Origin of the sequence: Pseudomonas synxantha BG33R (assembly GCF_000263715.2) — a bacterium.
Lineage (GTDB): Bacteria > Pseudomonadota > Gammaproteobacteria > Pseudomonadales > Pseudomonadaceae > Aquipseudomonas > Aquipseudomonas synxantha_A.
The window spans coordinates 3,425,507-3,448,463 of the sequence record NZ_CM001514.1 but is presented as its reverse complement, the minus strand read 5'-3'; the positions used below and the strand labels follow the sequence as shown (position 1 = coordinate 3,448,463).

The following is a 22,957-nucleotide window of genomic DNA, read 5'->3' as shown; positions in this document are numbered from 1 at the left end:
TCACACATTTTTTAGAAGTTAGGAGCATCAGCACATGCAACTGGGGATTATCGGACTAGGCCGCATGGGCGGTAACATTGCGCGGCGCCTGATGCTCAATGGGCATACCACCGTTGTATACGACCGTAACGAAGCCTTCGTCAAAGCCTTGAGCGAGGAGGGCGCCGCTGGCGTCGCCGACTTGAATGCCCTGGTGGCTGGCCTGCAAAAGCCCCGTGCGGTCTGGGTAATGTTGCCGGCGGGCGCGCCCACCGAAGACACTATCAATGCCTTGAGCGAGTTGCTCGAAGACGGCGATGTGATCATCGACGGCGGCAATACCAACTACAAGGATGACGTACGTCGCGGCAAGGCCCTGGCTGAAAAGGGCCTGCACTACGTTGACGTCGGCACTTCCGGCGGCGTCTGGGGCCTGGAGCGTGGCTATTGCATGATGATCGGCGGCGACGTCGAGACCGTGCAGCGTCTGGACCCGATCTTCAAGAGCCTGGCCCCTGGCCTAGGCAATATCCCGCGCACCAAGGACCGTTCGGCCGCAGCCGACCCACGCGCCGAGCACGGTTATATCCATGCAGGCCCGGCGGGTTCCGGTCATTTCGTCAAGATGATCCACAACGGCATTGAATACGGAATGATGCAGGCGTTCGCCGAAGGTTTTGACATCCTCAAGACCAAGAACTCGGAGAACCTGCCGGAGGATCAGCGCTTTGACCTCAACGTTGCCGATATCGCCGAAGTCTGGCGCCGTGGCAGCGTGGTGTCGTCGTGGCTGCTGGACTTGACCGCCGACGCCCTGGCCACCGACCCGAAACTCGATGGTTACTCCGGTTCCGTAGCGGACAGCGGCGAAGGCCGTTGGACCATCGAAGCGGCGATGGAACAAGCGGTGCCGGTACCGGTGCTGTCGACATCGCTGTTTGCGCGTTTCCGCTCCCGCCAGCAGAGCACCTACGGCGACAAAATGCTGTCTGCCATGCGCTTCGGCTTTGGCGGCCATGTGGAGACTTCCAAAAAATGACCGCCAACGGCAAGAAACCCAAGGCCGAACCCGCTCCACCTACCACGTTGTTTCTGTTTGGCGCCCATGGCGACCTGGTCAAGCGCCTGCTCATGCCGGCGCTGTACAACCTGAGCCGCGACGGGTTGCTGGGCGATGGCCTGCGTATTGTCGGCGTTGATCACAACGCCATCAGCGACGCAGACTTCGCCAAGAAGCTTGAGGATTTCATTCGCACCGAAGCCGCCAGCAAGGTCCGGGGCAATGCTGAACATGCCCTGGACCCTGCGCTGTGGGCGCAACTGGCCAAGGGCATCAGCTATGTCGAGGGCGACTTCCTTGACGACGGCACTTACGCGGATATTGCGCAGAAGATCGCCGACAGCGGCACCGGCAACGCCGTGTTCTACCTCGCCACTGCGCCGCGCTTCTTCAGTGAAGTGGTGCAGCGCCTGGGCAGTGCCGGTTTGTTGAATGAAACGGACGATGGCTTTCGGCGCGTGGTTATCGAGAAGCCGTTCGGCTCCGACCTGGCCACCGCCGAGGCGCTGAACGCATGCCTGCTCAAGGTGATGAGCGAGAAGCAGATCTACCGCATCGACCATTACCTGGGCAAGGAGACGGTGCAGAACATTCTGGTCAGCCGCTTCTCCAACGTGCTGTTCGAAGCATTCTGGAACAACCACTACATCGATCACGTGCAAATCACCGCGGCTGAAACCGTCGGCGTTGAAACCCGAGGTAACTTTTTCGAAAAAACCGGCACACTGCGTGACATGGTGCCCAACCATCTGTTCCAGCTGCTGGCGATGGTCGCCATGGAGCCGCCGGCAGCCTTCGGCGCCGATGCGGTGCGCGGTGAGAAAGCCAAGGTGGTCGGTGCAATTCGCCCCTGGTCGCTGGAAGATGCGCGGGCCAATTCCGTGCGCGGCCAGTACACCGCCGGCGAAATCGCTGGCAAGCCATTGCCCGGTTATCGCGAAGAAGCCAACGTCGCACCCGACAGCAGCACCGAGACCTTCGTTGCGCTCAAAGTGATGATTGATAACTGGCGTTGGGTCGGTGTGCCGTTTTACTTGCGAACCGGCAAGCGCATGAGCATCCGCGACACCGAGATCGTGATTTGCTTCAAGCAGGCGCCTTATGCGCAATTTCGCGATACCGAAGTCGATGAGCTCAAGCCCACTTACTTGAAAATCCAGATCCAGCCGAACGAAGGCATGTGGTTCGACCTGCTGGCCAAGAAGCCTGGGCCGACTCTGGAGATGGCCAATATCGAGTTGGGTTTTGACTACAAGGACTTCTTCGAGATGCAGCCCTCGACAGGTTACGAAACCCTGATCTACGACTGTTTGACCGGCGATCAGACGTTGTTCCAGCGTGCCGACAACATCGAGAACGGTTGGCGCGCCGTGCAGCCGTTCCTGGATGCCTGGAAGGAAGACGACGGTATCCAGGCCTACAAGGCTGGCGAAGATGGCCCGGTGGCAGCGGATGCGTTACTCGCTCGTGACGGCCGCACCTGGCACAGCCTCGGATGAGTGACGTAACGATTCATCCCATCCGCTTTGTCCTCAGTGATGTAGACGGGACGCTGTTGCACCCCGACCACAGCCTCAGTCAGCGCACCGCCGACGCTATTGCTGCGATGCGTGAAGCCGGGGTGCTGTTCAGCCTGGCCAGCGGGCGTCCGCCCAAGGCCATGCTGCATTTGATCGAGACGTTTGGCATCGATGTGCCGGTGGCCGGCTTCAACGGCGGCACGCTGGTCAACCCGGATGGCAGCATCCTGGTGGCTCACCATTTGCCGGCAGAAGCGGCACTGGTCACGCTGGCGCTGTTTTCTGCCGAGCCGGATGTAGAAGTGTGGGTGTTTGCCGACGGCGATTGGCTGCGCCGCGACCCGCCAGGGCCAATGGTGCAGCGCGAAGCTGATGGCCTGGGCTATGGCCCGGTGGTCGTGGAGAGCTTCGAGCCCTACCTGGACCGGGTCGACAAGATTGTCGCGGCCAGTAACAACACGCAGTTGCTGGTGGAGTTGGAAGCGCAGTTGCAGCCCAAGGTACAAGGCTTGGCTCAGGTATCGCGTTCACAGCCGGTGTATCTGGACGTGACCGCAATGCTGGCTAACAAAGGCGAGGCCTTGAAAACCCTGGCTGAGCACCTTGGCGTGCCGCTGAACCAGACCGCCGCCATCGGCGACGGCGGCAACGATCCGGCGATGTTTCACGTGGCTGGATTGTCGATTGCAATGGGCCAGGCCGAAGAAACCGTCAAGCGCCAGGCCAATGTGGTGACCGGCAGCAACGTCGAGGACGGGGCTGCCGAGGCGTTCGAACGGTTTATTCTCGCGGCACGCTAAGTACTTGAAGTGTTATTGCACAACTTCCAGCCGATGTTTGACGTTGGCTGGAAGTTGTCGCATTGAATTACTTCGGCATTGCCCAGGACTGTAACTGGTAGCCATCTTTGTCGAGCTCGGCGCGAGCCTGCAACAACAGGTCTTCAAGTTGAGCCGGGTCGGTATAGGCAGTCGACGACAGCTGTTTGCTGCCGATACGGGTGTTGGTACGGTCGATGACGCTCAGGCTGAGGGCGCCATTGCCATCGTGCCAGGCCACGCACTGAAAGGGTTGGAAGGCACGGTCTGCAATCAAAAGAGCTTCGTTGATGCGCAGCGGAGCGTTCATTTGGGTCTTCTCTCTGTATGCCCATTCAAGTGAGTACCGGCGGTTGGGCTGACCGTGCGGTGGGTTACTTGTACTGATGCACGATGGTGGGGTGCGGGTCACATGCTAGAGCAAGAAATTTTAACTTTCCCTGATTGACGTCATGTAAGAGGCTGTTTTGAAAGCTGATTGAAAGTTTCGGCCGTGGCAAACTTTTTCCCCCCGATTAAACACACATGGCTTTTTGCCCGCACTTATAGCGAAATAGTACAAGGTGAGCGTCAAGATCTTGCTAGGGTTAGCGCCAAGCGCCCCAAATCCTTGTTTCTAAATAACTTTAATAATCTTGGCGCCAAGGAATCGTCATGGTTGTGACACCTGTTCAACGCCGCTTGCTGGTAGTCGACCCCTGTGATGACTGTCACAGGCTACTACCCGGCTTGCGCACTGCCGGCTGGGAAGTGGACAGCTGTGCATTGCAGGCGGTGGGGGATCGTTCTTGCGATGTGGGCCTGCTGCGCTTGCAGCCCTGCCATCTGGAACGCCCCGAGGCGGTCAAGGAGTTGATTGGCCGCAGCGGTACCGAGTGGATCGCCGTGCTCAGTCCTGAAGTCCTGCGTTTGCAGAATGTCGCAGATTTTGTCTGCGAGTGGTTCTTCGATTTTCATACCTTGCCGTTCGATGTGGCTCGGGTCCAGGTGACCATTGGGCGTGCGTTTGGCATGGCGCGACTGCGGGGCAAGGGCGTCGTGCCGGTAGATGAACCCCACGAGTTGTTAGGCGACAGCCGCCCGATTCGTGAACTGCGCAAATTGTTGTCGAAGTTGGCGCCCACCGAATCGCCGGTACTCATTCGTGGCGACAGCGGCACCGGCAAAGAGCTGGTCGCCAAGACCCTTCATCGACAATCCCAGCGCCACGCCAAGCCGTTTGTGGCGATTAACTGTGGGGCGATCCCTGAACATCTGATCCAGTCGGAACTGTTCGGCCATGAAAAGGGCGCCTTTACCGGCGCACATCAGCGCAAGGTCGGACGGATTGAGGCGGCCCACGGTGGCACGTTGTTTCTGGATGAAATCGGCGATTTGCCGATGGAGCTGCAAGCCAACCTGTTGCGCTTTCTTCAGGAAAAACATATCGAGCGCGTCGGCGGCAGCCAACCCATCTCGGTGGATGTACGCGTGCTGGCAGCCACCCATGTGGATCTTGAAGCCGCGGTGGAGAAGGGCGCCTTTCGCGAAGACCTGTATTACCGCCTCAATGTCTTGCAAGTAGTCACGGTCCCTTTGCGCGAGCGCCATGGTGACGTGGCGATGCTGGCCAATCATTTTTCGCGTTTCTACAGCCAGGAAACCGGCCGACGCCCGCGCAGTTTCAGCGAAGAGGCATTGGTGGCGATGGGGCAACACCCGTGGCCGGGCAACGTGCGTGAGCTGGCCAACCGTGTGCGCCGCGGTCTGGTGCTGGCCGAAGGGCGCCAGATCGAAGCCGTGGACCTGGGGCTGCAAGGCCAGCAGGTACTTTCGCCGCCGATGGCGACACTGGAAGACTACAAGCACCGCGCCGAACGCCAGGCGTTGTGCGATGTGCTCAATCGGCACAGCGATAATTTCAGTGTTGCAGCCCGTGTGCTGGGGATTTCCCGGCCGACGTTCTACCGGCTGCTGCACAAGCACCAGATCCGCTAGGTTGGGTCAACCCCCCATGCTGTTCTGTAGGAGCGAGCTTGCTCGCGATAAACGTCAACGATAACGCGTGTTTCCTGAATAAACGCGGCGTCCATGGGTTTTCGCGAGCAAGCTCGCTCCTACAAATCAGAAGTAGTACGGGAATTTCAGGCTGAACGTAAAGTCCGGCGCGTCATCGGTCATCCCGATCGCCAGGTTCGGCACAATGGTCAGGTTATCCGACGCGGCAATCGTCATGCCTACGTTGAAATAACCCGCGTTTGCATCGCTGGACACCACCGATTGCCAGTCGCCGCCGTCCGGCTTGAGCTTGCTCTTGCGCTGCACCAGATCGGAAACCGAGAACGACATGCTCATCTTCTCGTTCAAGGCGAACGCCACACCGACACCGAACTGGAAGCTGTCGCCCAGGCGTACTTTGCCCCCCACCTTCTGGTTGACTTCACTGCTGATGTCATCGAACGAGTCTTCGAAGTTGTGGGTATACGACAGCGAACCGAACAGCACCGCCGGGTCGAAGGTCTTGACCAGGGAAATGCCGGGTGTAACCGACCAGACCCCGTTGCCCGTAGGCAGGCTTTCCGGCAAGTAGAGGTTGTCGTTGTTGGGTTGCCTGACGAGCTTGATGCCGAACGGCTCTTTACCCGTGGGCGCCTTGACGCGCACAGACACTACCGCATCCGGCAAGGTCGGCGTTTCGTCGAGGAACTTATAGGCCACGCCAAAGTTGACGTCACCGATGGTAGGGTCGCGGGTCACCGAGGCTTCCGAGGTGGCGGTGGCATCGTTGCCGGCGCCGCCGGACTGGTAGGTCGAATCGCGGTACACCACGGGGACGTTCAGATCGAACTGCCAGCGGTTGTCGACGTTGTAGCGCCCGGTAAGGTCCAGGGTCCAACTGTCGGACTTGATCCGGTCCAGGTTGATATTGCCCAGAAAGATCGAGTCCAGCGCCAGGAAGCCATTGAGGGTCAATTGGCGTGCATCGTAACGGGCATAGGTGATGCCGGTTTCCACGCTGAACTTGCCATTGCCGAAAAAGCCGCTGGCCTCGTTGTACAGGTTGCTCACACTTTGCGCAGGGGCCGAGTCGTCCTTGAGGGATTGGCCGTAGGAGCTGCCGCCACCGCCTGCACCACCTGACGCTGCGGCTGCACCCGTACCCGTGGCGGCGACAGCGTTAGCGCCTTGCTTGAAGTCGGCAGGTGATTTGGCCAAGCGCTTGGGGGCGGGCGCTGCGGGTTGATCCTCTACCTGACGCACGCGTTGCTCCAGCACGGCCAAGGCTTTTTGCTGCACGTCATAGCGTTGCTTGAGTTCCAGCAGTTCCTTTTTCAGGGTTTCGATATCGGCGTCTGGCGCGGCATACAGCACGGATGCGGGCAAGAGCGTACTTAAACAAATCACCGCGCGTAGCGATAACGATCGATGCATGAAATAAGCCGTCCTGTTCTAATGCGAAAGTGTCGAGGGTCAGCGTAGTTCAATAACCGAGCGTGCGTAGGCCTTTGAGTTGATCCAAATTGCAGTTCAACGCGCCGTTGTTCAAGCCGTTATTGTTCATCACGACGTTGAGTTGGGTGATGTTTCTGACAAGGTTGCTGTTGCCGGTCAGCACTGTACCCTGCAGCACATTGCCGCCGCCGATCTGCTGCAGGCTGTTGCCCTGGTTGTGGTTGGCCTGGATCGCCATTTGTACACCGCCGTTGTTGGCCGAAACGCTGACGCGGCCCGCCGCGCTGTCGCCGGTTACGGTGCCGTCGGCCATCAGCACTTGCCCCGTTTGCAGGTTACTGGCGGGGGCGACACCATTCTCGATGCTGATGCCCACATCGTTGTAGGCGGTGTTGCCATCGCCTGCGGTGCGCACGCTTTGGGTTACGCCCTGGCCGCTGCCGAGGCCGGCGCCACCGACCACATTACCGGTGCCGGTGTTTGGCAGGCTGCCGTTACCCGTGGAACCGGTGGTTTGCACATAGAATTGCGGAGTAACGGTGGTCTTGTCGATCTGCATGTTGGCCGTGCCGGTAATGCGGTCACCGACGGCGTTGGTCCAGGTGCTGCTCATGACAATGCCGAAGCTGATGATGCGCCCCGGCATTACGTAACGGCCACGCAAGTCGGCCATCTCCGCGTCCTTGAGTTCGATCGGTTTGAAAGCCGATGAAGCATAGGCGGGCATAGAGGCTGCCAGACACAAGACCGTCAGCCAACGGAAAGTGTTCATCTGCTGCTCCTGGGGCGTCCTGCCCCTTATTGCGCTTCTAGAAGAAGTCGCTCTGGATAAAACCGAAATCCATCAACTCGGCATCGCCCACGGGCCGGAACTCGTTCAACTGGTTCTTGGCCGTCAGCGGAGTGGGCGGGTCGAGCAAGACGTTGGCCTTGTCGTAACCTTCGCCCAGCACGGCAAACACAATGCCATTCCAGCCTTTGACAAAGTCGTCACGGGAATAGCGCTTGTGCCCCAGCACGGGATCGCCGATATACACCCAGTCCTTGTCGGCCCGCTGCATCACCACGAAGTGCTTGTAGCCACGAATTTCCAGCAGCACCACCACGGGAATCTTCACCGTCACCAGGGTATCGGCTGCGATCTTGTAGCCGCGGGCACGCATACCGATGCTTTCGAGGTAGCGCTTCATGTCCAGCATGGAAAAGCCTTGGGTGCGCACCAGGTCCTGGTCGGCGGTTACCAGCATCCCTTTGATGATGTGGTCTTCGTCGACGTCCAGCCAATAGGCCTGGCGCAGGATGGTCGCGAGTGCCGCGGCACCGCAGCTGAAATCGGTTTTCTGTTCCACCAGGTTGGCGAACCGGCGCTCACGGATGCTCTCGACCTTCTTGAAGATCACCGCACCGCCGGGCATGGCGGAAATCGCCATGGTGCCTGCCCAGGTCGTGCCGGTGAGCAACATCAAGAGGGTGAGGGTCGCGATACGCATGATCGAATGACCTGTTGGGCACTGAAATAAAAAGGGCCTTGTTGCCAAGGCCCCGTTGGATCAGAAGCGCACGCCGCTGCTGCACACAGTGCAACCCTGGCCGATCGACAGGCTGTTGCTGCCCTGGTTGCCCGCACCGGATTGCAGGTTGACGCCTACGTTGCCGGAATTGCGGTTGACCGAGTTGTCGAGGCTGGAATTGTTCGACACGTATTGAGCTTTGCCACCATAGCCGTGGCTGCTGGCGGCGGTGTTGAGGAAGTTGTTGGCAAGCGAGTTTTGTTCGGTATTGGCTGCCGCCGCGATATTTTTCCCGTCAGCGGTCACGATAGCCAGGTTGTTTTTACCTTGGTTGCCTTGACCGGACTGGCCGTTGTAACCGACGTTGCCGGAGTTACCGTTAACAGCATTATCCAGGGAGGAGTTGTTTTGCGTGCCTTTGTTGATGAAGCTGTTCAGCCCGCTGTTTTGATTCACGTCGACCACGCCGAACACGGTCGCTGCATCGCCTTTGGCGCTGGAGATGGCGGCAGAGTTGTCGGCCTGGTTGCCACTGCCAGACTGCACGTTGACCCCGACGTTACCGCTGTTGCCGTTGACGGAGTCATCGGCAGACGCGTTGTTTTCGGTTTTGGTGTCGTTGAATTTATTGCCTGCGCTGTTTTGTACATCCGTGACGACAGCAGCAATTACGCCCGTTGGCTGAGGCGCAGGGTGCCAGCCACCCGCTTGAGCAGCTGCTGCCATGAGTGCGGCGAGAGCGAAAACCAGAGGTTTCAGAGCCATTTGAGGTTTCATGGTGTTTCTCCTTGCTTCTAATTAGTTGGGTTAAGTGTTGGTACGGTCTAACTAACGTCTACCAAGCGGTTACTTGATAGTGATGCCCAGGGTGTTAGCCACTCGGTTCCCCACCCCGGCACTCTGGTTCACCTGAATCACTCCTCGGCTGCCGGTGAAGGCCTGGTCGCTGGTCGCGACCTGGCGGCTGCCAGTGGTGGAGGTGAGCCCTGAGTCGGTCAACTGCGTCGTGTTCTGTTGCAACAGGACGCTGTCATCGATGCTTTGCGGGCCAGGGTTGAGGCTGATCCGCACCGCGTTGATTGATTGGTTATTGGCCCCGGCCGACTGGTTAACGCCCAGCACGCCGTTGCCATTGATAAATGAAGCGCCCTGAATCGCCACCTTGGCACTCAAGGACGGGTCGACGTTGCCGTCGAGCCGCTGGATATTCACATTGCTGGCCCGGCCATCGAGCGCGATTGCGCGGCTGTTGGACATCTGTTGCTGGTTGCCGGCTGCCTGGTTGATCGACAGCACACCTTCGTACTGTTGGCCGCTGTTGTTGATAACGGCGGTGTTGTCTGCCATTGCCGAGGCGCTGCCCAGCAGGGCGATGGTCAACAGGATGCGCTTCATCATTTGCCCCCCAGCATGTTGCCCAGGTTGTTCAAGGGCGCCATGCCGCGCTGGATCGAACCATTGATCTGCCCAGCCATGCTGCTGCCCGCGCCATGGCCGGCGGCTGCGCCGGCGCCCTGGGTCGACAGGCTGTTTTGCGTGGCGCTCAGGCCAGACAGGTTGCCGTTAGGCTGGATGGATCGCGCAAGGCCCGAACCGCTGCGGATGCCGCCAATGTCCCGATCACTGAGTTCGCCGGAGGTGGCACTGATGATTTCTTTGCTGGGGTTGGCGTTGGCAGTGGTGGGGTATGGATCGGGGAGGGAGGTGCGCCCGTACATGTGACCCTGCACGGTTCGCCCTGTCACGATAACGCCATCGCCCGCATGGCTGATGCCGGCGCTGAGCACGCAGCTGATCAGCAGTACGGTTATCGAGGCGTGTGTGAGTGTGATCACGGCGGCAGTCCTTGTTCTGAACGCTGACCCTAAACAGCGTTATCAGGGAAAGAGCAGAACCCGTGCCGCTTTTCGTTTGCGTTTGAAACTCAATAGGTTGCGATTTTTCTGCGCGCATCGCCGATAGCAGTGTTTCAAGCATGAAACAGTCGCTGGGCGGCGCGATATGCCCGGCCACACTCGTCAACTGTGTCAGCGATGAAACAGTCTCGATGACAGGGGCATGAATCCGCAGCCGCTGGGCGATTCAGCGTACCGAGGTGTTTCAAAAGTGGACACTGAAGTAAAAAAAACGCGCCTCAACCCTTGGGCGTTTTACCCGGGATGGAGTTGAGTACGGGATTGCCATCCTGGTTGCGGGTCAGGTAGACCGGCAGGACCTTGGGCAGGGAAGGGATGAGGTTGTTGACCTCGCTGAGGTTATAGATGCCACCAATGCGAATGCTCCCGGTGCCAGCATCCGCCAGCATCACTGGCTTGTTCAGGTATCGGTTGATCAGCGGCAACGCATCGGCCAATGCAAGGTTATCAAGCACCAGCTTGCCCGTACGCCAGGCAAGCGCAGGGTCATTGGGTTTGATCGCGGCGACTTGCGGTGTGGCGTCGCCGCGGTGGTAGCTGGCCTGCATCCCCGGCGTCAACGGCACGCTGCCATGCACCGCGTCGCTGGTGATCTGCACCGAGCCTTCCAGCAACATTACCCGCACCTGGTCTTCATACTTCCACACATTGAACTGGGTGCCCGTCACCCGAACCCGGCCTTCGCCAGCCTGCACGATAAACGGGTGCTCGCTGTCATGGGTGACGTTGAAAAACGCTTCGCCCTTGGCCAACTTCACCTGGCGACGATCCTTGTAGTGGCTGTAGACCAGCTCGGTGCCCAGGTTCAACTCCACCTCACTGCCGTCACCGAGGGTAACTTTGCGCAGCCCGTTGGTGGCGTCAAACCGCTCATACGAGCTTGGCAACCAACCGGCTTCCCAGCCCGTGAAGGCGGCCAGCGGCAGAGCAGCAAGGCAAATGGCGGCTGCCACCGCATAAGAGCGCCAGCGTTTGCGAGGCTTGAGCGGCACCACAAGCGGTGCAGGCGCATTGCGGGGCAAATGATCGGCCACGTCCCAGATTTCCAACATCGCGGCATACTCGAAGGCGTGCAGCGGGTGGGCATCGTGCCAATGTTCGAAGGCCTGACGTTCAGCCGCCGTGCAGTCGCTGGCATGCACACGCATACACCAATGCGCAGCGGCGTCGGTGATGGCGTCGTATTCGGCTTCTGAAAGGGACTTTTCGCTCATTTACTCATCCTGATTTCCCGCATTCTACCCCTCCGAGCCTTACGGCGAGAACAGCATCATGGCGATTGCATATCAATTGGAACTTATTCTTGTTTAAACGCGCCTAAAAAATCAGGAAACACACTGTCATCCACCAAGGAGTACGAACATGTTGAAAAAAACCTTAGCCGCCCTGTGTGCAACCACCGCGCTGTTGAGCGCCGGCGCTGCGCTGGCAGACAAGCCGGGTGCGGGCTGGATTCCGATTGAAAAAGCGATTGAAGTGGCGAAGACCAAGGCTGGGTATGTCGAGGTCTACGCCGCCGAAGCCGATAACGACGGCTACTGGGAAGTCAAAGGCCGTAAATCCGATGGCACCGTCTATGAAGCTCGCATCGACGGCGCCTCCGGCAATGTCCTGCGTGATCAGAAAGACTGATTCGCCCGTGGGGGGCCTGTTCAGGCCCCCGCATCCAGGGCGCGGCCCAGATGGGTAATCATGTAACTGACTGAGTCGGCGTTGGATAGAATCACGTCAATACGCTTGTCGACATTGCTCATGAAAACTTCTCGGGCCTCATTCAGGGTCTTGGCACCCGTGATATTCAGGACTCTGCGTTTGAGGAAGCTGGTGGCGGTGAAAAAGCCGTAATCCTCCCAGGTGTTGGATATGTCATCCCATGCCTTGAATAGCATAGTTGCCGGCGTCAACGCCGACAGCCCGCTCGTTTGCAAATCATCTTGGCGCGTCTTCACCGCCTGAGCACCCGGCTTTGCCGTATCGATCAGGTCTCGGAATGGTTCCAGGCTCCGCAGGTAGGCAATGTCCTCTGTCTTGAACTTCAGGTGCGTCAGCTCATGGATCAGGGTAGAGGCTCTGGCATGGGCGAACATGTCGAAAGGTTCACTCAGTATGGTGGCGTATTCCGTCAGGTTCGGATGGAAGAACCTTTCGAACAAGTACACTTTGCGTTCGCTGTCATCGAGAAGCACCATTGCGTACTCATTGGTGGGGTTGTTCACGCTTTCACCGCTGACAAGGCGCATTGATTCAGGGCCGATCAGGGTGGGGTCACTTAACTCATCCAGTATTCCATCGATGATATCCTCGATTTTCTTTACTTGGGTCGTGTTCAGATTGAGAGTGCCGAACAGGTCGCACAAGAACAGGCCTACCCGACTATCAGGCGTGAGCAGCTCTGCAAAGAGCTGGATGTTGCGCTTGCAGTTGACGGCGTAGTAGGTCGCTACGTTCAAGGCTTCGTCGATGACTTGGGCTTTCCAGCTTGACACTGCGGCGATCGCCCTTATGCCCTGTGCTTCAATATTGATGTCGCGCCTTTCGGCCCGTCGCACTTTTTGCCGCGTCCAGGCCTGGCCGAAGCGGGGCTTGTGTATGCTCAGGTCCATTACCCATTTGCCATCAGCATTGCGACCAACGTAGGGGCCCTGCTGATCGTCGTTGTCCAGGCGCCAGTGCTCCTTGGTTTTCTTCACCGGATACACCTTGCCTGCCAGCGGCACGTAACTCTTGGCGCTCGCCTTATCCTTGTAGACATGGGTGGAGGTGTCCAGCTCAAGGTCCTTAAGGGCGATGTCGTAGCCCTCCAAGCGCTGCAACTGCGTTCGGGAAGTGGCGGTGACGTCCCGCAGGCCCGGGGTAGTGGCGGTGGGCAGGCCGCCTTCCGGCAGGTCGACCAGGTCAGCGTCATCAGGCGGTGGGGTTTCGCTGCCATCAAGCTCGCTGTACAGGGCGGCCATTTGCACCACAGCCAGGCTAAAGTCCTTCATCGCGGCTTTCCACTGGTGCAGTTGCAGCGCTTCAGCCGAGCGCTTGACCAACTTGTAGCTGCGCCAGACCACAAGTGGATAGGCGAGTTTACCCGCCATGAAGTGCACTGCCGTGGGTATGCCCTTGCCGAACACGCCCACCACTTTATCCCAAAGCAGCTTGGAGCCTTTTTCGAACTGGCAGGCGAGCATTTTCAGCAGGATCAGCGTGTTCTCACTGAATAAATAGTGCAGCAGGTTGCCGGTCACGGCAGATGAGGCCAGGCTCATATCCGAAGAGCGATGAAGGTTGTTTTGCAGCAAGCTGCGGTAAACGGCCTGGTGCGGATCTTCCAGGTGCTGGATGACCCAGTCCTGCAGTTCCCCTGGTCGCTCCACTTCATCCAGCAGCGCTTGCTCGTTGTCATATTGCTTGAGCACGTGGTTTTCACTGTAGGGCGCATAGAGCACTACCGGACCGGGCTCTTTACTTCCAGGGCTGATCAGGTACATGCCCAATACCTTGGCGGCAGTAGCGCCTGCAGTCGCCACCAGCTCCACGGGCCGGATCAGCGTCGATACGTCCTTCAACGCCGCACGTGCCAGGCCGTCAGGCATGTCGAACACCTGCTGGACCAAGCCCAAGGCCTTGTTTGACAGGCGTTCTTGCAGATGTTGTTCGTGGGCGTATTGCAACACCTGCCATGGCAGTTGCCGACAGAACAGGCGCCGGCGTTTGCGTGCAGCTTCCGTGCGGGTGTCCATCTCGGTTTGCAATCGCTTTTGGTACACCGATTTCAAGTCCAGTTGCCGCACCAGTTGAACCAGCGCATTGGCGTCCAGGGTGTCCGGCAGCGGTGTGGCGGTGCGCGAGCGGGGGCGGGTAGTCTGGTTGTCCAGGTTCGGCCAGTGACGCAAGGCAAAATCGGTCAGGCTGTAGTCATGGATGTCGAGGGCCTGGTGCACGGGAATCAGCACATCATCGGGGCTGATGGTCTGCTTGGGAAAGCGCGCCTTGAGCAATTTCGACAGGGCGTCAAGGGTGTGCTCGCCAATGGTGGGAATGCCTTGCAGGTAGTCTTCCTCTTCCGGGGCGCTGTTGTGGTATTGCTCAAGCAGTTCGGCATGGAAGATCTGCTCGTTGGCGGGCGCCATTGCCAGCCAAACGGGCAGGGCCTGCTGGGTGACCATGGCATCGGCCAGCGCCTGGGCTCGGGCAAGGTTGGTGGGCGCCGGGATCTGCAGGATCTCATCCAGGCGGTCCTGCACGGCGCGCGCCGGCAAGTCCATGGCCAGCAGTTGGTCCACCGAGTCCATGACGTAATCGCCGTAGGTTTTCAGGCGATTGTCCAGCAGGTTTTCGTCTATACGTTGCAGCGCAGCCAGGCGATACGCCTGATGAGGCACGCGCTGGGACAATGACAGATTTTCCAGTAGCGACAGTCGTTTGATCGGATGCGCCAGGCGCTGGGTTAGCGCCTCGCGCAGGGCCGAGACCGACGCAAAAACCTCATGACCACGCCGGGGCGTCCATAGGATCGCCTGGCCCGAATTCTTGGGGTCAAGGCCGCCACGTTCGGTCAGTACAAACAGATTGGCCAGCGGCAGCAGCGCGTCGGACGTACCCTTGTGCAATGCCAGCGCATAAGCATCCGGCAGAAACCCGTTGATCCCATGTCGGGTCAGGCGCGCCAGGCTGTCAGTTTGCAGGACTGCATCAAGAATGGCATGGCTGCGTGGCGTCAGCGTTTTACCCAGCAGCCGCAGTTCAGCCTCGCTGCGCAGGCCCAACAACATCGAGTGCGCGTGCTTATCGCGGATGTTATTCAGGAACAGGCGCGGGAGTTCACGCATCTCGTGGCCGGCAAACACCTTCAAGACCCGTTCGATCATGTTGTTGAAGGTTTTGAGGGGCATGTTATTGAGCTTCAGGGCGACACCCTGGTTGCGTTCTGTGTAAAACCCAGTTCTGGAAGACACCGGGAGCGGCTTGCTCTCCTGGCCGAGGCGCTCGATGAAATGTTCAACCATGCTCAGCGAAGACACAGGCGCGCGCTCCTCACGCTGCTCGGCGCGGGACGCGTAAGTGTTGACGTAAACCTCGTCGGCCTTGAGGTCCAGTCGTTGGGTTTGCAGTTCCGTGTTCAGGGCCAGGGTGGCCACGCTGCGCAGTGTAGGGTGCTTAAGGCGCTCGATCTGCAATCCTTCTTCGGCAGCACGCAGGCGTTGCAGGTGCAGCTTGGCGCGCTCGGCTTGCACCGTGGAGGGGCGGCCATTGCCGCTGCTGACGGGATGTATTGTCCAGCGCCCATCGGTGTCCAGGTCGGCCAGGCGACTGTCGAGCATGGTGCGGATGTCCAGGGCGTAATCGAGCAATGCTTCCAGGTCCACCTGGCCGGCGCTGCTGCGATAGAGGCTCAGGGCATGGTTCATATTACTGGTCTGCTTGGCGGCGATGTCTTCGATCATGTCGGTGAACACGTGCCCGGTGACGGGGTGTGCGGCAACATTGATCTGGTCCAGGCCGATAAAGGTGTTGCGCTCGTCCAGAGACAGGAAATTGAGCAGTTCATCTTCGTGCCCGGCGGCGGTGAGCATGGTCAATAGCGTGTCTTTGAGATCATCCAGATCTTTAAGTACCTGCAAGCCACGGGATTGGGTGTAAAGGTAGGCATGGCTGTCATGCAGCATCAGGGTACTGGCCAGTTCCACGTAGTGCTGGTACGGCGCATAGATGCGTACTGTTTCCACGCTCAGTTCGGCGGCGTAGGTGCTGCGAGCGCCCTGGTCGCTGAGAAACAGGGCCTGGAGCATATGGCTTTCGTCAGCACTGAGGATGCCGCTCTGGCGCTTGAGCAGCACATCGAGGCGGAATTTGTCAGCCAGGATTTGCGCGAACAGGTCAAGGCGTGAGGTGCCGCTGTCGATGTCTTCGTTCCAGTAGGTCTGCAGCAGGCTGTCGAGCAATTTGGACAGCGTACCGGAGGTTTGTTCGATGAGCGTGTCCCAATACTCGCGGTCTTGTTGCAACTGGGGCTGGGTGAAGTGGCTGGTGACGTGCTTGGGGTTGATGAATTCGCGAGTTTGCCCCAAGGGCCAGGCATGGTTGACATAGAACTGCAATAACGCATCACGTAACGACAGGGAGTCGATCCAGCGTCGATCGGCATCCGTCGGGCTTTGGAGAAAGCAGTTCACTTGCGTTTGCCGCTGATCCAGACCGGGGAAATGAGGGTGCGCCATGATGCCGAGCAATGTGTCGAGCATGGCGGACAAGGTCGGGGTCTTCTGCAAGTGCTCAAGCATTGCTTGCACGTTGGCCTGTTGGCAGGCCTGCAGGGTTTGTTCCTGGTCTTCCATGACCGCACCCAGGACCGGCAAAGTGGTCAGTGTCAGAACGCTACCCGCCGGCAGGCTGTTGCGCTGTGCAATTGACAGGAAGCTGAGCAATTGCACGCGCTGTACCGAATCAGCCAACGCCTGACTGACCTCGGCAAGCAGCGAGGCATGGCTGTCAAACACCTGGATACCGCCATAAGGCGTGTACAGCAGAGCCTTGGCACCGTCGGGCGTGGAACTCATCGAAAACGCGCCGGCGAGTGGGATCGCAGCCTGCCCTGCCACATTGATCAATAGCTTTTCTACACGCATGGGCGGGCTTTGCAGGCGGGTATCCTGACGGCTGGCGTCGCTGGCGTAATACACGCCGTGCAGCCATTCCAGATCCTTGACGGTGAACCCCAGGGCGCGTTCGCGCTTGCTCAATGTCGAGCGATTGACGGGTAGCAGGAACTCGTCGAAAAAATAGGGCGGGGTGACACGGGTCATCGCCTGTCTCCAGCGTGAATAGGAAGACACAGGGTAGGCAGGCACCGATGACTGGCGGGGGTAACTATTGAGTCTCGTCGTAAGTTGACAGTGAGCGCTGCAGGTGGTGTTTAATCGACGGCCTGGATGTCCATTCGTTGCCCCTTCCAATCATAAAAATGGAGCTTCAAATGTCTGCGCAGTCTCCGACAGTTGTCACGGCCTTCATCAGCTTCACTGAGTTGGTGGGGTTGCTCCAACAGATTTTCGTCAGGCACGGCACCTCGCCAGAAGTGGCGGCGATCCTTGCGCACAATTGCGCCAGCGCTGAACGTGATGGCGCTCATAGCCACGGTATTTTTCGTATCCCGGGTTACCTCTCGACCCTGGCCAGCGGTTGGGTCAATGGCGCCGCCGTACCGATCGTGAGCGACGTTGCGTCAGGCTTCGTACGGGTCGACGCCGCCAATGGGTTCGCCCAACCCGCTCTGGCGGCCGCGCGTGCGTTACTGGTGAGCAAGGCCCGCAGCGCCGGCATTGCGTTACTGGCTATCCACAATTCCCATCACTTTGCGGCCTTGTGGCCGGACGTCGAACCTTTCGCCGAAGAAGGACTGGTTGCACTCAGTGTGGTCAACAGCATGACCTGCGTGGTGCCCCATGGCGCTGATCGCCCGTTGTTCGGCACCAACCCCATCGCGTTTGCTGCGCCGCGGGCCGATGGCGCGCCGATTGTGTTCGACCTGGCCACCAGCGCCATCGCCCATGGCGACGTGCAGATCGCCGCGCGCAAAGGCGAGCGGCTGCCACCGAGCATGGGCGTCGATAGCCTGGGCCAGCCGACCCAGGACCCGAAAGCCATTCTGGAGGGGGGCGCGCTGTTGCCATTTGGTGGGCATAAGGGGTCGGCGTTGTCGATGATGGTCGAGTTGCTGGCGGCGGCACTGACAGGCGGCAATTTTTCGTTCGAATTCAATTGGGCCGATCATCCGGGAGCGCGTACGCCCTGGACCGGCCAATTACTGATAGTCATCGATCCGCGCAAAACCGCCGGGCAAAGCTTTGCCGAGCGCAGCCAGGAACTGGTGCGGCAGATGCATGCGGCGGGGTTACGGCGATTACCGGGGGATCGGCGCCATCGCACACGGGCGAAGTCGCAGGAAGCAGGCATAGAGCTTGACACGCAGGACATTCGGCAACTGCGAGAACTGGCGGCGGGGTGAAACAGGCTGCGCCATGGGCGCAGCCCGTGCTGATCAGTGACGGCGACCCAGCAGCAGACCCACCACCAGGCCAAAGCCTGCGGAAATGGCCACGGTCTGCCATGGATGACCGCCGATGTAGGTCTCGGTGGCGTCCACGACCGGCTTGCTGCGCTCACGGACGCTGGACACCGAATCCAGGGCTTGCTTGAGTTTGATGGCAACCTGCTCGCGCAGGGTTTCACCTTCCTCGCCTACCAGGGATGCGCTGCTTTTGAGCAGTTTGTCCGATTCTTCGATCAGCGCGGTCAGTTCGCTGAAGGCTTGATCCTTGATTTGTTCTTCGACGGCTTGGGCGGCGGTTTTGCGGGCCATGTGTGACTCCTTGCAAGTGAATGTGACAGTGAACAATGGAGTATCGGGCAGCGGCAAAAGTTGCAGTTATTTTGCGAGCCGTCCATTTGCGGCACAATGGTGATCAGGCCCTTTGGGCCTACAGTGTAAGATGTCAGTCATTTGTGCAGCAGGTAATTCAACATGAGCTTCAATCTCGCCAACAAGACCCTCGCCGAACGCGCCGAGCTGGAAGACGAAAAGTCGCGCCTCTACGACCTGTGGCAAACCAACCTGGGCAAAGCCAAGGGCGAAGCCGCCCGTTTGTTCGGCGAGCGCGCCAAGCGCAAGGGCAAATGGGCCGAGTGGGTGCGCGCCGAACTTGACGGCATGTCGCCGCCGGAGTTTTCCAACATGGTGCGCAGTGAAGTCAACAAGCTGATGGCAGCGGCGAAGTAAAGCACGCCACGATCGCCTCGCGAACCTTGAGCAACAGCGGATCAAGCTGGGCCTGGGTACGCCAGCCCAACTCCACCGGGTAGTGCGGCAGCGCCAGCGGGCAGGGCAGCACACGCAAGCCGGTCATCTGCGCAATCGCTTGGGCCGCATGACCGGGGATCGTCGCCACCGCCGCGCTGCCTTTGAGCAGGTACGGCAGCGCCGCAAAGTGGCTGGTGGACGCACATACCTGGCGGCTCAAGCCCTGCGCCGCCAACCCTTCATCGGTAATACCGATAAACCCGCCTGACGACACCAGCACATGGTCGCGTGCGATGAATTCTGCAAGCTCGATACCTTGCTGGCCGGGCGCCAGGCTGCCTGGGTCCACCAGGCAGCGGTAGTCTCCTTCGCCCAGCACTTGCCGACTCAGCCTGCGCTCGGCAAACCCGCCGGCGGTAATGGCCAGGTCCAGGTTGCGGTCGAGCAGGGCAGTCGCAACGATCTGGCTGTGGGTCTGGCGAAAGATCACCCGCAGTTTCGGCAGGCGCTCTGCGATGGCGTCCATCAGCTGCCGGCCGTAGGCGATTTCGAAATCGTCTGACAGACCTAACACCACCGATCGCCCCTGATAATGCGGGTTATCCGGGTGGATCATCGCCAGGCTTTGTCGGCAGCGGTCCAATGCCTCGCTGATCACCGGTTTCAACTGATTGGCCCGCAGGGTGGGCGCCAGGCCGCGACCGGTGCGTACGAAAAGTGGGTCGCCATACAGTTCGCGTAAACGCCGCAAACCGGCGCTGATTGCCGATTGCGTAACGCCCAGGCGCAATGCAGCACGGCTGGCGCTGGACTCGTCGTGCAGGGCTTCGAAGGTTTTCAACAGGTTCAGGTCAACCTGGGCGATATTCATTTGGCTCATATCATTTAGCACTGAGGTGGGCTTTATTCATGATCGAGTCTGGCCGGAGAATGGGCAACCCTTATTACCGGAGTGAGCGCAATGCCCGTATCGATCGTCGCAGCCCTGCAAATCGGCTCCTTGCCTGGCGGCAAAGCGCAAACCCTGGCGCAGATCCTGGCCTATGAAGATGAAATACAGCGCAGTGGCGCACAGTTGGTGGTGATGCCTGAGGCGTTGCTGGGGGGATATCCCAAGGGCGAAAGCTTCGGCACGCAATTGGGTTATCGCCTGCCCGAGGGCCGTGAAGCCTTTGCGCGCTACTTTGCCAATGCCATCGACGTGCCGGGCGTGGAGACCGAGGCGCTGGCCGGGTTATCGGCGCGTACCGGTGCGAGCCTGGTGCTCGGCGTGATCGAGCGCAGTGGCAGCACGCTGTATTGCACCGTGCTGTATTTCGAACCGTCGAGCGGTTTGGTCGCCAAGCACCGCAAACTCATGCCGACCGGCACTGAGCGGCTGATCTGGGGCAAGGGCGACGGCTCAACCTTGCCGGTGATTGACGCGGCTGTCGGGCGTATCGGCGGGGCGGTGTGCTGGGAAAACATGATGCCGCTGTTGCGCACGGCGATGTATGCCAAGGGCGTGCAGGTGTGGTGTGCGCCCACAGTGGACGAGCGCGAGATGTGGCAGGTGAGCATGCGCCATATTGCCCATGAGGGCCGTTGTTTCGTGGTCAGCGCCTGCCAGGTGCAGGCATCACCGCAGGCCTTGGGTGTGGAGGTTGCCAATTGGCCGGATGACCGTCCGTTGATTGCCGGCGGTAGCGTGATCGTCGGGCCCATGGGCGATATTTTGGCGGGGCCGTTGCTGGGGGAGGCGGGTTTATTGACGGCGCAGATCAATACAGATGATCTGGTGCGGGCACGCTACGACTACGACGTAGTGGGGCATTACGCTCGGCCGGATATTTTTGAATTGGTGGTGGACGAGCGCGTCAAGTCAGGCGTGCGCTACATCACTGATTGAACCGGGTCAACCCAAGGCTTTTGTAGGCGCGAGCTTGCATTTCGCAGATTTGGATCAGATCACTCGCGCATCACCAGGTGGCGGTATTGGGCAAATCCAGAGTGCCACGCTCTACAAAGCGCATGGTGCCGAACAATCCGCCCGCCAGTTTGCCGCGCAGCACATAGGGCAGGTTATTCAGGCTTTGGGTCTGGCTCAGGCCCAGGGTCTGGCGCAACACCGAGAACGCCGAAACACTCACGGGGACCATCAGCACCGTCTCGGAAAAACGTGGGATGCTGCCGGCCTGGTCACTTACCCCGGACGCCAACGGCCGGCCATTGACTTCCAGATCCAGCGCCACGCCGTTGTAGTCGATTGCTGTTTCATTGGGGTTCTGCACCCGCAGCTTCACGGCAAAGCGCACTTCCAGGTCCTGGCTTTGCAGGGGCTCGATGCCCACCACGTTGATATTCACCGGGTCGCGATTGGGGAACAGCGCGCAGGCGCTCAAGCTCAGCAATAACAACGAAAGAACCATGAGCTTGCGCATATAAAAGTGCTCCTACTGTTTCGTGACGTCCGGGTCCTGCATGACCTTGAGGGTAGAGGACTCCGGATCGAATTCATCTTCTTCCAGCTCTATGAACTCTTCGGGCAGGAAAATGTTCAGCAGGATTGCACAGAACGCGCCCACAGTGATCGGCGATTCGAAGATGTTGTGCAGCGCCTTGGGCAAATCGCGCAGCACTTCCGGCACTGCGGCGACGCCCAGGCCCATCCCCAGGGAAATCGCCACGATCAGCACATTGCGCCGGTGCAGGCCGGCTTCGGCGAGGATCTTGATCCCGGCCACGGCTACGGTGCCGAACATGATCAGGGTCGCGCCGCCAAGTACTGGTTTGGGCATCAGTTGCAGCACCGCGCCGATCATCGGGAACAACCCCAGCAGCACCAGCAGCCCGGCGATAAAGTACGCCACGTAGCGGCTGGCCACGCCGGTCAGTTGGATCACCCCGTTGTTCTGCGCGAAGGTCACCATCGGCAGGCTGTTGAAGGTGGCGGCCATCGCCGAGTTGAGGCCGTCGGCCAGCAGGCCGGACTTGATGCGCTTGATATAGAGCGGGCCCTTGACCGGTTGTTGGGAAATCATCGAGTTGGCAGTCAGGTCACCGGCGGCTTCCAGAGGCGAAATCAGGAAGATCACCGCCACCGGGATAAATGCCACCCAGTCGAACGCGAAGCCGTACTTGAACGGCACTGGCACGCTGATCAACGGCACCTGGGGCAGGGCGGCCATGTCGACGCGGCCCAGCCACCACGCCACCACAAAGCCCAGCGTCAGGCCGATCACGATCGAACCCAGGCGCAGGAACGGGTTGTTGAAGCGGTTGAGCACCACGATGGTCAGCAGCACCAGCGCCGCCAGGCCCATATTGCTGGCGGCGCCCAGGTCGCCAGCGCCATAGCCGCCGGCCATGTCGGTGACCGCCACCTTGATCAGTGACAGGCCCATCAAGGTAATGATGGTGCCAGTTACAACCGGGGTGATCAGCTTGCGCAGTTTGCCGATGAACTGGCTCAGCACCACCTCGATAAACGCGGCGAAAAAGCAGATGCCAAAGATCGTTGAGAGGATCTCATCGGTGCCGCCGCCCCGGGCCTTGACCATAAAGCCCGCACTGAGAATCACGCTGATAAACGAAAAGCTGGTGCCTTGCAGGCACAACAGGCCCGAACCCACTGGCCCGAACGTGCGTGCCTGCACAAAGGTGCCAAGCCCCGAGACGAATAGCGCCATGCTCACCAGGTACGGCACTTCGCTTTCCAGGCCAAGTACGCCGCCGACGATCAGGGTCGGGGTAATGATGCCGACAAAGCTCGCCAGCACATGCTGCAAGGCGGCAAAAATCGCAGCGGTGAAGTGCGGGCGGTCGTCCAGGCCGTAGATCAGGTCGGATTTATAGCGCGGGCGAGGGGCTTGAGCGTCAGACAAAATGAAGGCTCGGGTCGGAAAATGGAGGCGAAGAATGCCAGAAACCGTCAGTCGTCAGAAGTGTAAAAGAATA

At 59.5% G+C, this 22,957-nt stretch carries 21 protein-coding genes; 8 read left to right on the top strand and 13 right to left on the bottom strand.

All coding sequences use genetic code 11. The features are described 5' to 3' along the window. Positions 1–34 precede the first annotated feature (34 nt). Genes gnd through PSEBG33_RS12295 form a run of 3 tightly spaced genes read left to right on the top strand, consistent with a single transcriptional unit; the run spans position 35 to position 3,359 of the window. The gene (gnd, locus tag PSEBG33_RS12285) at positions 35–1,018 is read left to right on the top strand and encodes a phosphogluconate dehydrogenase (NAD(+)-dependent, decarboxylating) (protein ID WP_005788672.1); all 984 of its coding nucleotides are present in this window, start codon (positions 35–37) and stop codon (positions 1,016–1,018) included. Continuing rightward, on the top strand, positions 1,015–2,538 hold the full coding sequence (gene zwf / locus PSEBG33_RS12290; RefSeq protein ID WP_005788671.1) for a glucose-6-phosphate dehydrogenase: 1,524 nt from the start codon (positions 1,015–1,017) through the stop codon (positions 2,536–2,538). Before gnd ends, zwf begins: the two co-directional genes overlap by 4 nt. Then, entirely contained in the window at positions 2,535–3,359 is an 825-nt protein-coding gene (locus PSEBG33_RS12295; protein ID WP_005788669.1) for a Cof-type HAD-IIB family hydrolase, read from the top strand. The genes zwf and PSEBG33_RS12295 overlap by 4 nt, the downstream gene beginning before the upstream one ends. Before the next feature lie 67 nt (positions 3,360–3,426). On the opposite strand, the gene PSEBG33_RS12300 is transcribed toward PSEBG33_RS12295, so the two are convergent. Further along, entirely contained in the window at positions 3,427–3,687 is a 261-nt protein-coding gene (locus PSEBG33_RS12300) for a hypothetical protein (protein ID WP_005788668.1), read from the bottom strand. Positions 3,688–4,031: 344 nt separating this feature from the next. Between PSEBG33_RS12300 and PSEBG33_RS12305 the strand changes: the two genes are divergently transcribed. Next, complete coding sequence (locus tag PSEBG33_RS12305) at positions 4,032–5,354, top strand: sigma-54 dependent transcriptional regulator (RefSeq protein WP_005788666.1); 1,323 nt, start codon at positions 4,032–4,034, stop codon at positions 5,352–5,354. Positions 5,355–5,480: 126 nt separating this feature from the next. Here PSEBG33_RS12305 and PSEBG33_RS12310 read toward each other — a convergent pair whose 3' ends face one another. From PSEBG33_RS12310 to PSEBG33_RS12340, 7 genes are all read right to left on the bottom strand, one after another. Beyond that, positions 5,481–6,788 (bottom strand): autotransporter outer membrane beta-barrel domain-containing protein, encoded by a 1,308-nt coding sequence (locus tag PSEBG33_RS12310; protein ID WP_005788665.1) that lies wholly within the window; start codon positions 6,786–6,788, stop codon positions 5,481–5,483. 49 nt (positions 6,789–6,837) lie between these two features. Then, on the bottom strand, positions 6,838–7,581 hold the full coding sequence (locus PSEBG33_RS12315) for a hypothetical protein (protein ID WP_005788663.1): 744 nt from the start codon (positions 7,579–7,581) through the stop codon (positions 6,838–6,840). A 37-nt stretch (positions 7,582–7,618) separates the two neighbouring features. Continuing rightward, entirely contained in the window at positions 7,619–8,299 is a 681-nt protein-coding gene (locus tag PSEBG33_RS12320; RefSeq protein WP_005788662.1) for a C39 family peptidase, read from the bottom strand. 60 nt (positions 8,300–8,359) lie between these two features. Next, positions 8,360–9,097, bottom strand: coding sequence for a hypothetical protein (locus PSEBG33_RS12325; protein ID WP_005788658.1), 738 nt, complete (start codon positions 9,095–9,097; stop codon positions 8,360–8,362). 69 nt (positions 9,098–9,166) lie between these two features. Then, positions 9,167–9,715 carry a hypothetical protein gene (locus PSEBG33_RS12330; protein WP_005788656.1) on the bottom strand — a complete coding sequence of 183 codons (549 nt, stop codon included), beginning with the start codon at positions 9,713–9,715 and terminating at the stop codon, positions 9,167–9,169. Continuing rightward, positions 9,715–10,155, bottom strand: a complete 441-nt coding sequence (locus PSEBG33_RS12335; protein ID WP_005788654.1) for a hypothetical protein — start codon at positions 10,153–10,155, stop codon at positions 9,715–9,717. The genes PSEBG33_RS12330 and PSEBG33_RS12335 overlap by 1 nt, the downstream gene beginning before the upstream one ends. Positions 10,156–10,454: 299 nt before the next feature. Next, positions 10,455–11,450, bottom strand: a complete 996-nt coding sequence (locus PSEBG33_RS12340; RefSeq protein ID WP_005788652.1) for a FecR family protein — start codon at positions 11,448–11,450, stop codon at positions 10,455–10,457. A 148-nt stretch (positions 11,451–11,598) separates the two neighbouring features. Between PSEBG33_RS12340 and PSEBG33_RS12345 the strand changes: the two genes are divergently transcribed. Continuing rightward, a complete protein-coding gene (locus PSEBG33_RS12345; RefSeq protein ID WP_005788651.1) occupies positions 11,599–11,868 on the top strand; it encodes a PepSY domain-containing protein in 270 nt (89 codons plus the stop codon). Between the two features lie 20 nt (positions 11,869–11,888). Here the strand turns inward: PSEBG33_RS12345 and PSEBG33_RS12350 are convergent, their stop codons facing one another. Further along, positions 11,889–17,027 (bottom strand): dermonecrotic toxin domain-containing protein, encoded by a 5,139-nt coding sequence (locus PSEBG33_RS12350; protein WP_005788648.1) that lies wholly within the window; start codon positions 17,025–17,027, stop codon positions 11,889–11,891. Between the two features lie 170 nt (positions 17,028–17,197). On the opposite strand from PSEBG33_RS12350, the gene PSEBG33_RS12355 reads away from it, so the two are divergent. Further along, on the top strand, positions 17,198–18,229 hold the full coding sequence (locus tag PSEBG33_RS12355) for an Ldh family oxidoreductase (protein ID WP_005788646.1): 1,032 nt from the start codon (positions 17,198–17,200) through the stop codon (positions 18,227–18,229). Positions 18,230–18,262: 33 nt separating this feature from the next. Here PSEBG33_RS12355 and PSEBG33_RS12360 read toward each other — a convergent pair whose 3' ends face one another. Then, the gene (locus tag PSEBG33_RS12360; protein WP_005788644.1) at positions 18,263–18,583 is read right to left on the bottom strand and encodes a DUF883 family protein; all 321 of its coding nucleotides are present in this window, start codon (positions 18,581–18,583) and stop codon (positions 18,263–18,265) included. Positions 18,584–18,745: 162 nt separating this feature from the next. Between PSEBG33_RS12360 and PSEBG33_RS12365 the strand changes: the two genes are divergently transcribed. Next, positions 18,746–19,000 carry a hypothetical protein gene (locus tag PSEBG33_RS12365; protein WP_003190904.1) on the top strand — a complete coding sequence of 85 codons (255 nt, stop codon included), beginning with the start codon at positions 18,746–18,748 and terminating at the stop codon, positions 18,998–19,000. Here PSEBG33_RS12365 and PSEBG33_RS12370 read toward each other — a convergent pair. Further along, entirely contained in the window at positions 18,972–19,892 is a 921-nt protein-coding gene (locus PSEBG33_RS12370) for a LysR family transcriptional regulator (RefSeq protein ID WP_005788640.1), read from the bottom strand. The two genes, PSEBG33_RS12365 and PSEBG33_RS12370, sit on opposite strands and share 29 nt — an antisense overlap. 90 nt (positions 19,893–19,982) lie before the next feature. Between PSEBG33_RS12370 and PSEBG33_RS12375 the strand changes: the two genes are divergently transcribed. Beyond that, the gene (locus tag PSEBG33_RS12375; protein WP_005788638.1) at positions 19,983–20,909 is read left to right on the top strand and encodes a carbon-nitrogen hydrolase family protein; all 927 of its coding nucleotides are present in this window, start codon (positions 19,983–19,985) and stop codon (positions 20,907–20,909) included. A gap of 70 nt (positions 20,910–20,979) precedes the next feature. Here the strand turns inward: PSEBG33_RS12375 and PSEBG33_RS12380 are convergent, their stop codons facing one another. Together PSEBG33_RS12380 and PSEBG33_RS12385 are read right to left on the bottom strand one after the other, a co-directional pair. Beyond that, on the bottom strand, positions 20,980–21,441 hold the full coding sequence (locus tag PSEBG33_RS12380; protein ID WP_005788636.1) for an LEA type 2 family protein: 462 nt from the start codon (positions 21,439–21,441) through the stop codon (positions 20,980–20,982). A gap of 12 nt (positions 21,442–21,453) precedes the next feature. Then, positions 21,454–22,884, bottom strand: a complete 1,431-nt coding sequence (locus tag PSEBG33_RS12385; protein WP_005788634.1) for a nucleobase:cation symporter-2 family protein — start codon at positions 22,882–22,884, stop codon at positions 21,454–21,456. Positions 22,885–22,957: the final 73 nt, after the last annotated feature.

What these genes read in the sequence shown, in the direction of transcription:
- gnd (WP_005788672.1), top strand. Translation starts at nt 35, where the DNA reads ATGCAACTGGGGATTATCGGACTAGGCCGCATGGGCGGTAACATTGCG.
- zwf (WP_005788671.1), top strand. Translation starts at nt 1,015, where the DNA reads ATGACCGCCAACGGCAAGAAACCCAAGGCCGAACCCGCTCCACCTACC.
- PSEBG33_RS12295 (WP_005788669.1), top strand. Translation starts at nt 2,535, where the DNA reads ATGAGTGACGTAACGATTCATCCCATCCGCTTTGTCCTCAGTGATGTA.
- PSEBG33_RS12300 (WP_005788668.1), bottom strand. Translation starts at nt 3,687, where the DNA reads ATGAACGCTCCGCTGCGCATCAACGAAGCTCTTTTGATTGCAGACCGT.
- PSEBG33_RS12305 (WP_005788666.1), top strand. Translation starts at nt 4,032, where the DNA reads ATGGTTGTGACACCTGTTCAACGCCGCTTGCTGGTAGTCGACCCCTGT.
- PSEBG33_RS12310 (WP_005788665.1), bottom strand. Translation starts at nt 6,788, where the DNA reads ATGCATCGATCGTTATCGCTACGCGCGGTGATTTGTTTAAGTACGCTC.
- PSEBG33_RS12315 (WP_005788663.1), bottom strand. Translation starts at nt 7,581, where the DNA reads ATGAACACTTTCCGTTGGCTGACGGTCTTGTGTCTGGCAGCCTCTATG.
- PSEBG33_RS12320 (WP_005788662.1), bottom strand. Translation starts at nt 8,299, where the DNA reads ATGCGTATCGCGACCCTCACCCTCTTGATGTTGCTCACCGGCACGACC.
- PSEBG33_RS12325 (WP_005788658.1), bottom strand. Translation starts at nt 9,097, where the DNA reads ATGAAACCTCAAATGGCTCTGAAACCTCTGGTTTTCGCTCTCGCCGCA.
- PSEBG33_RS12330 (WP_005788656.1), bottom strand. Translation starts at nt 9,715, where the DNA reads ATGAAGCGCATCCTGTTGACCATCGCCCTGCTGGGCAGCGCCTCGGCA.
- PSEBG33_RS12340 (WP_005788652.1), bottom strand. Translation starts at nt 11,450, where the DNA reads ATGAGCGAAAAGTCCCTTTCAGAAGCCGAATACGACGCCATCACCGAC.
- PSEBG33_RS12345 (WP_005788651.1), top strand. Translation starts at nt 11,599, where the DNA reads ATGTTGAAAAAAACCTTAGCCGCCCTGTGTGCAACCACCGCGCTGTTG.
- PSEBG33_RS12350 (WP_005788648.1), bottom strand. Translation starts at nt 17,027, where the DNA reads ATGACCCGTGTCACCCCGCCCTATTTTTTCGACGAGTTCCTGCTACCC.
- PSEBG33_RS12355 (WP_005788646.1), top strand. Translation starts at nt 17,198, where the DNA reads ATGTCTGCGCAGTCTCCGACAGTTGTCACGGCCTTCATCAGCTTCACT.
- PSEBG33_RS12360 (WP_005788644.1), bottom strand. Translation starts at nt 18,583, where the DNA reads ATGGCCCGCAAAACCGCCGCCCAAGCCGTCGAAGAACAAATCAAGGAT.
- PSEBG33_RS12365 (WP_003190904.1), top strand. Translation starts at nt 18,746, where the DNA reads ATGAGCTTCAATCTCGCCAACAAGACCCTCGCCGAACGCGCCGAGCTG.
- PSEBG33_RS12370 (WP_005788640.1), bottom strand. Translation starts at nt 19,892, where the DNA reads ATGAATATCGCCCAGGTTGACCTGAACCTGTTGAAAACCTTCGAAGCC.
- PSEBG33_RS12375 (WP_005788638.1), top strand. Translation starts at nt 19,983, where the DNA reads ATGCCCGTATCGATCGTCGCAGCCCTGCAAATCGGCTCCTTGCCTGGC.
- PSEBG33_RS12380 (WP_005788636.1), bottom strand. Translation starts at nt 21,441, where the DNA reads ATGCGCAAGCTCATGGTTCTTTCGTTGTTATTGCTGAGCTTGAGCGCC.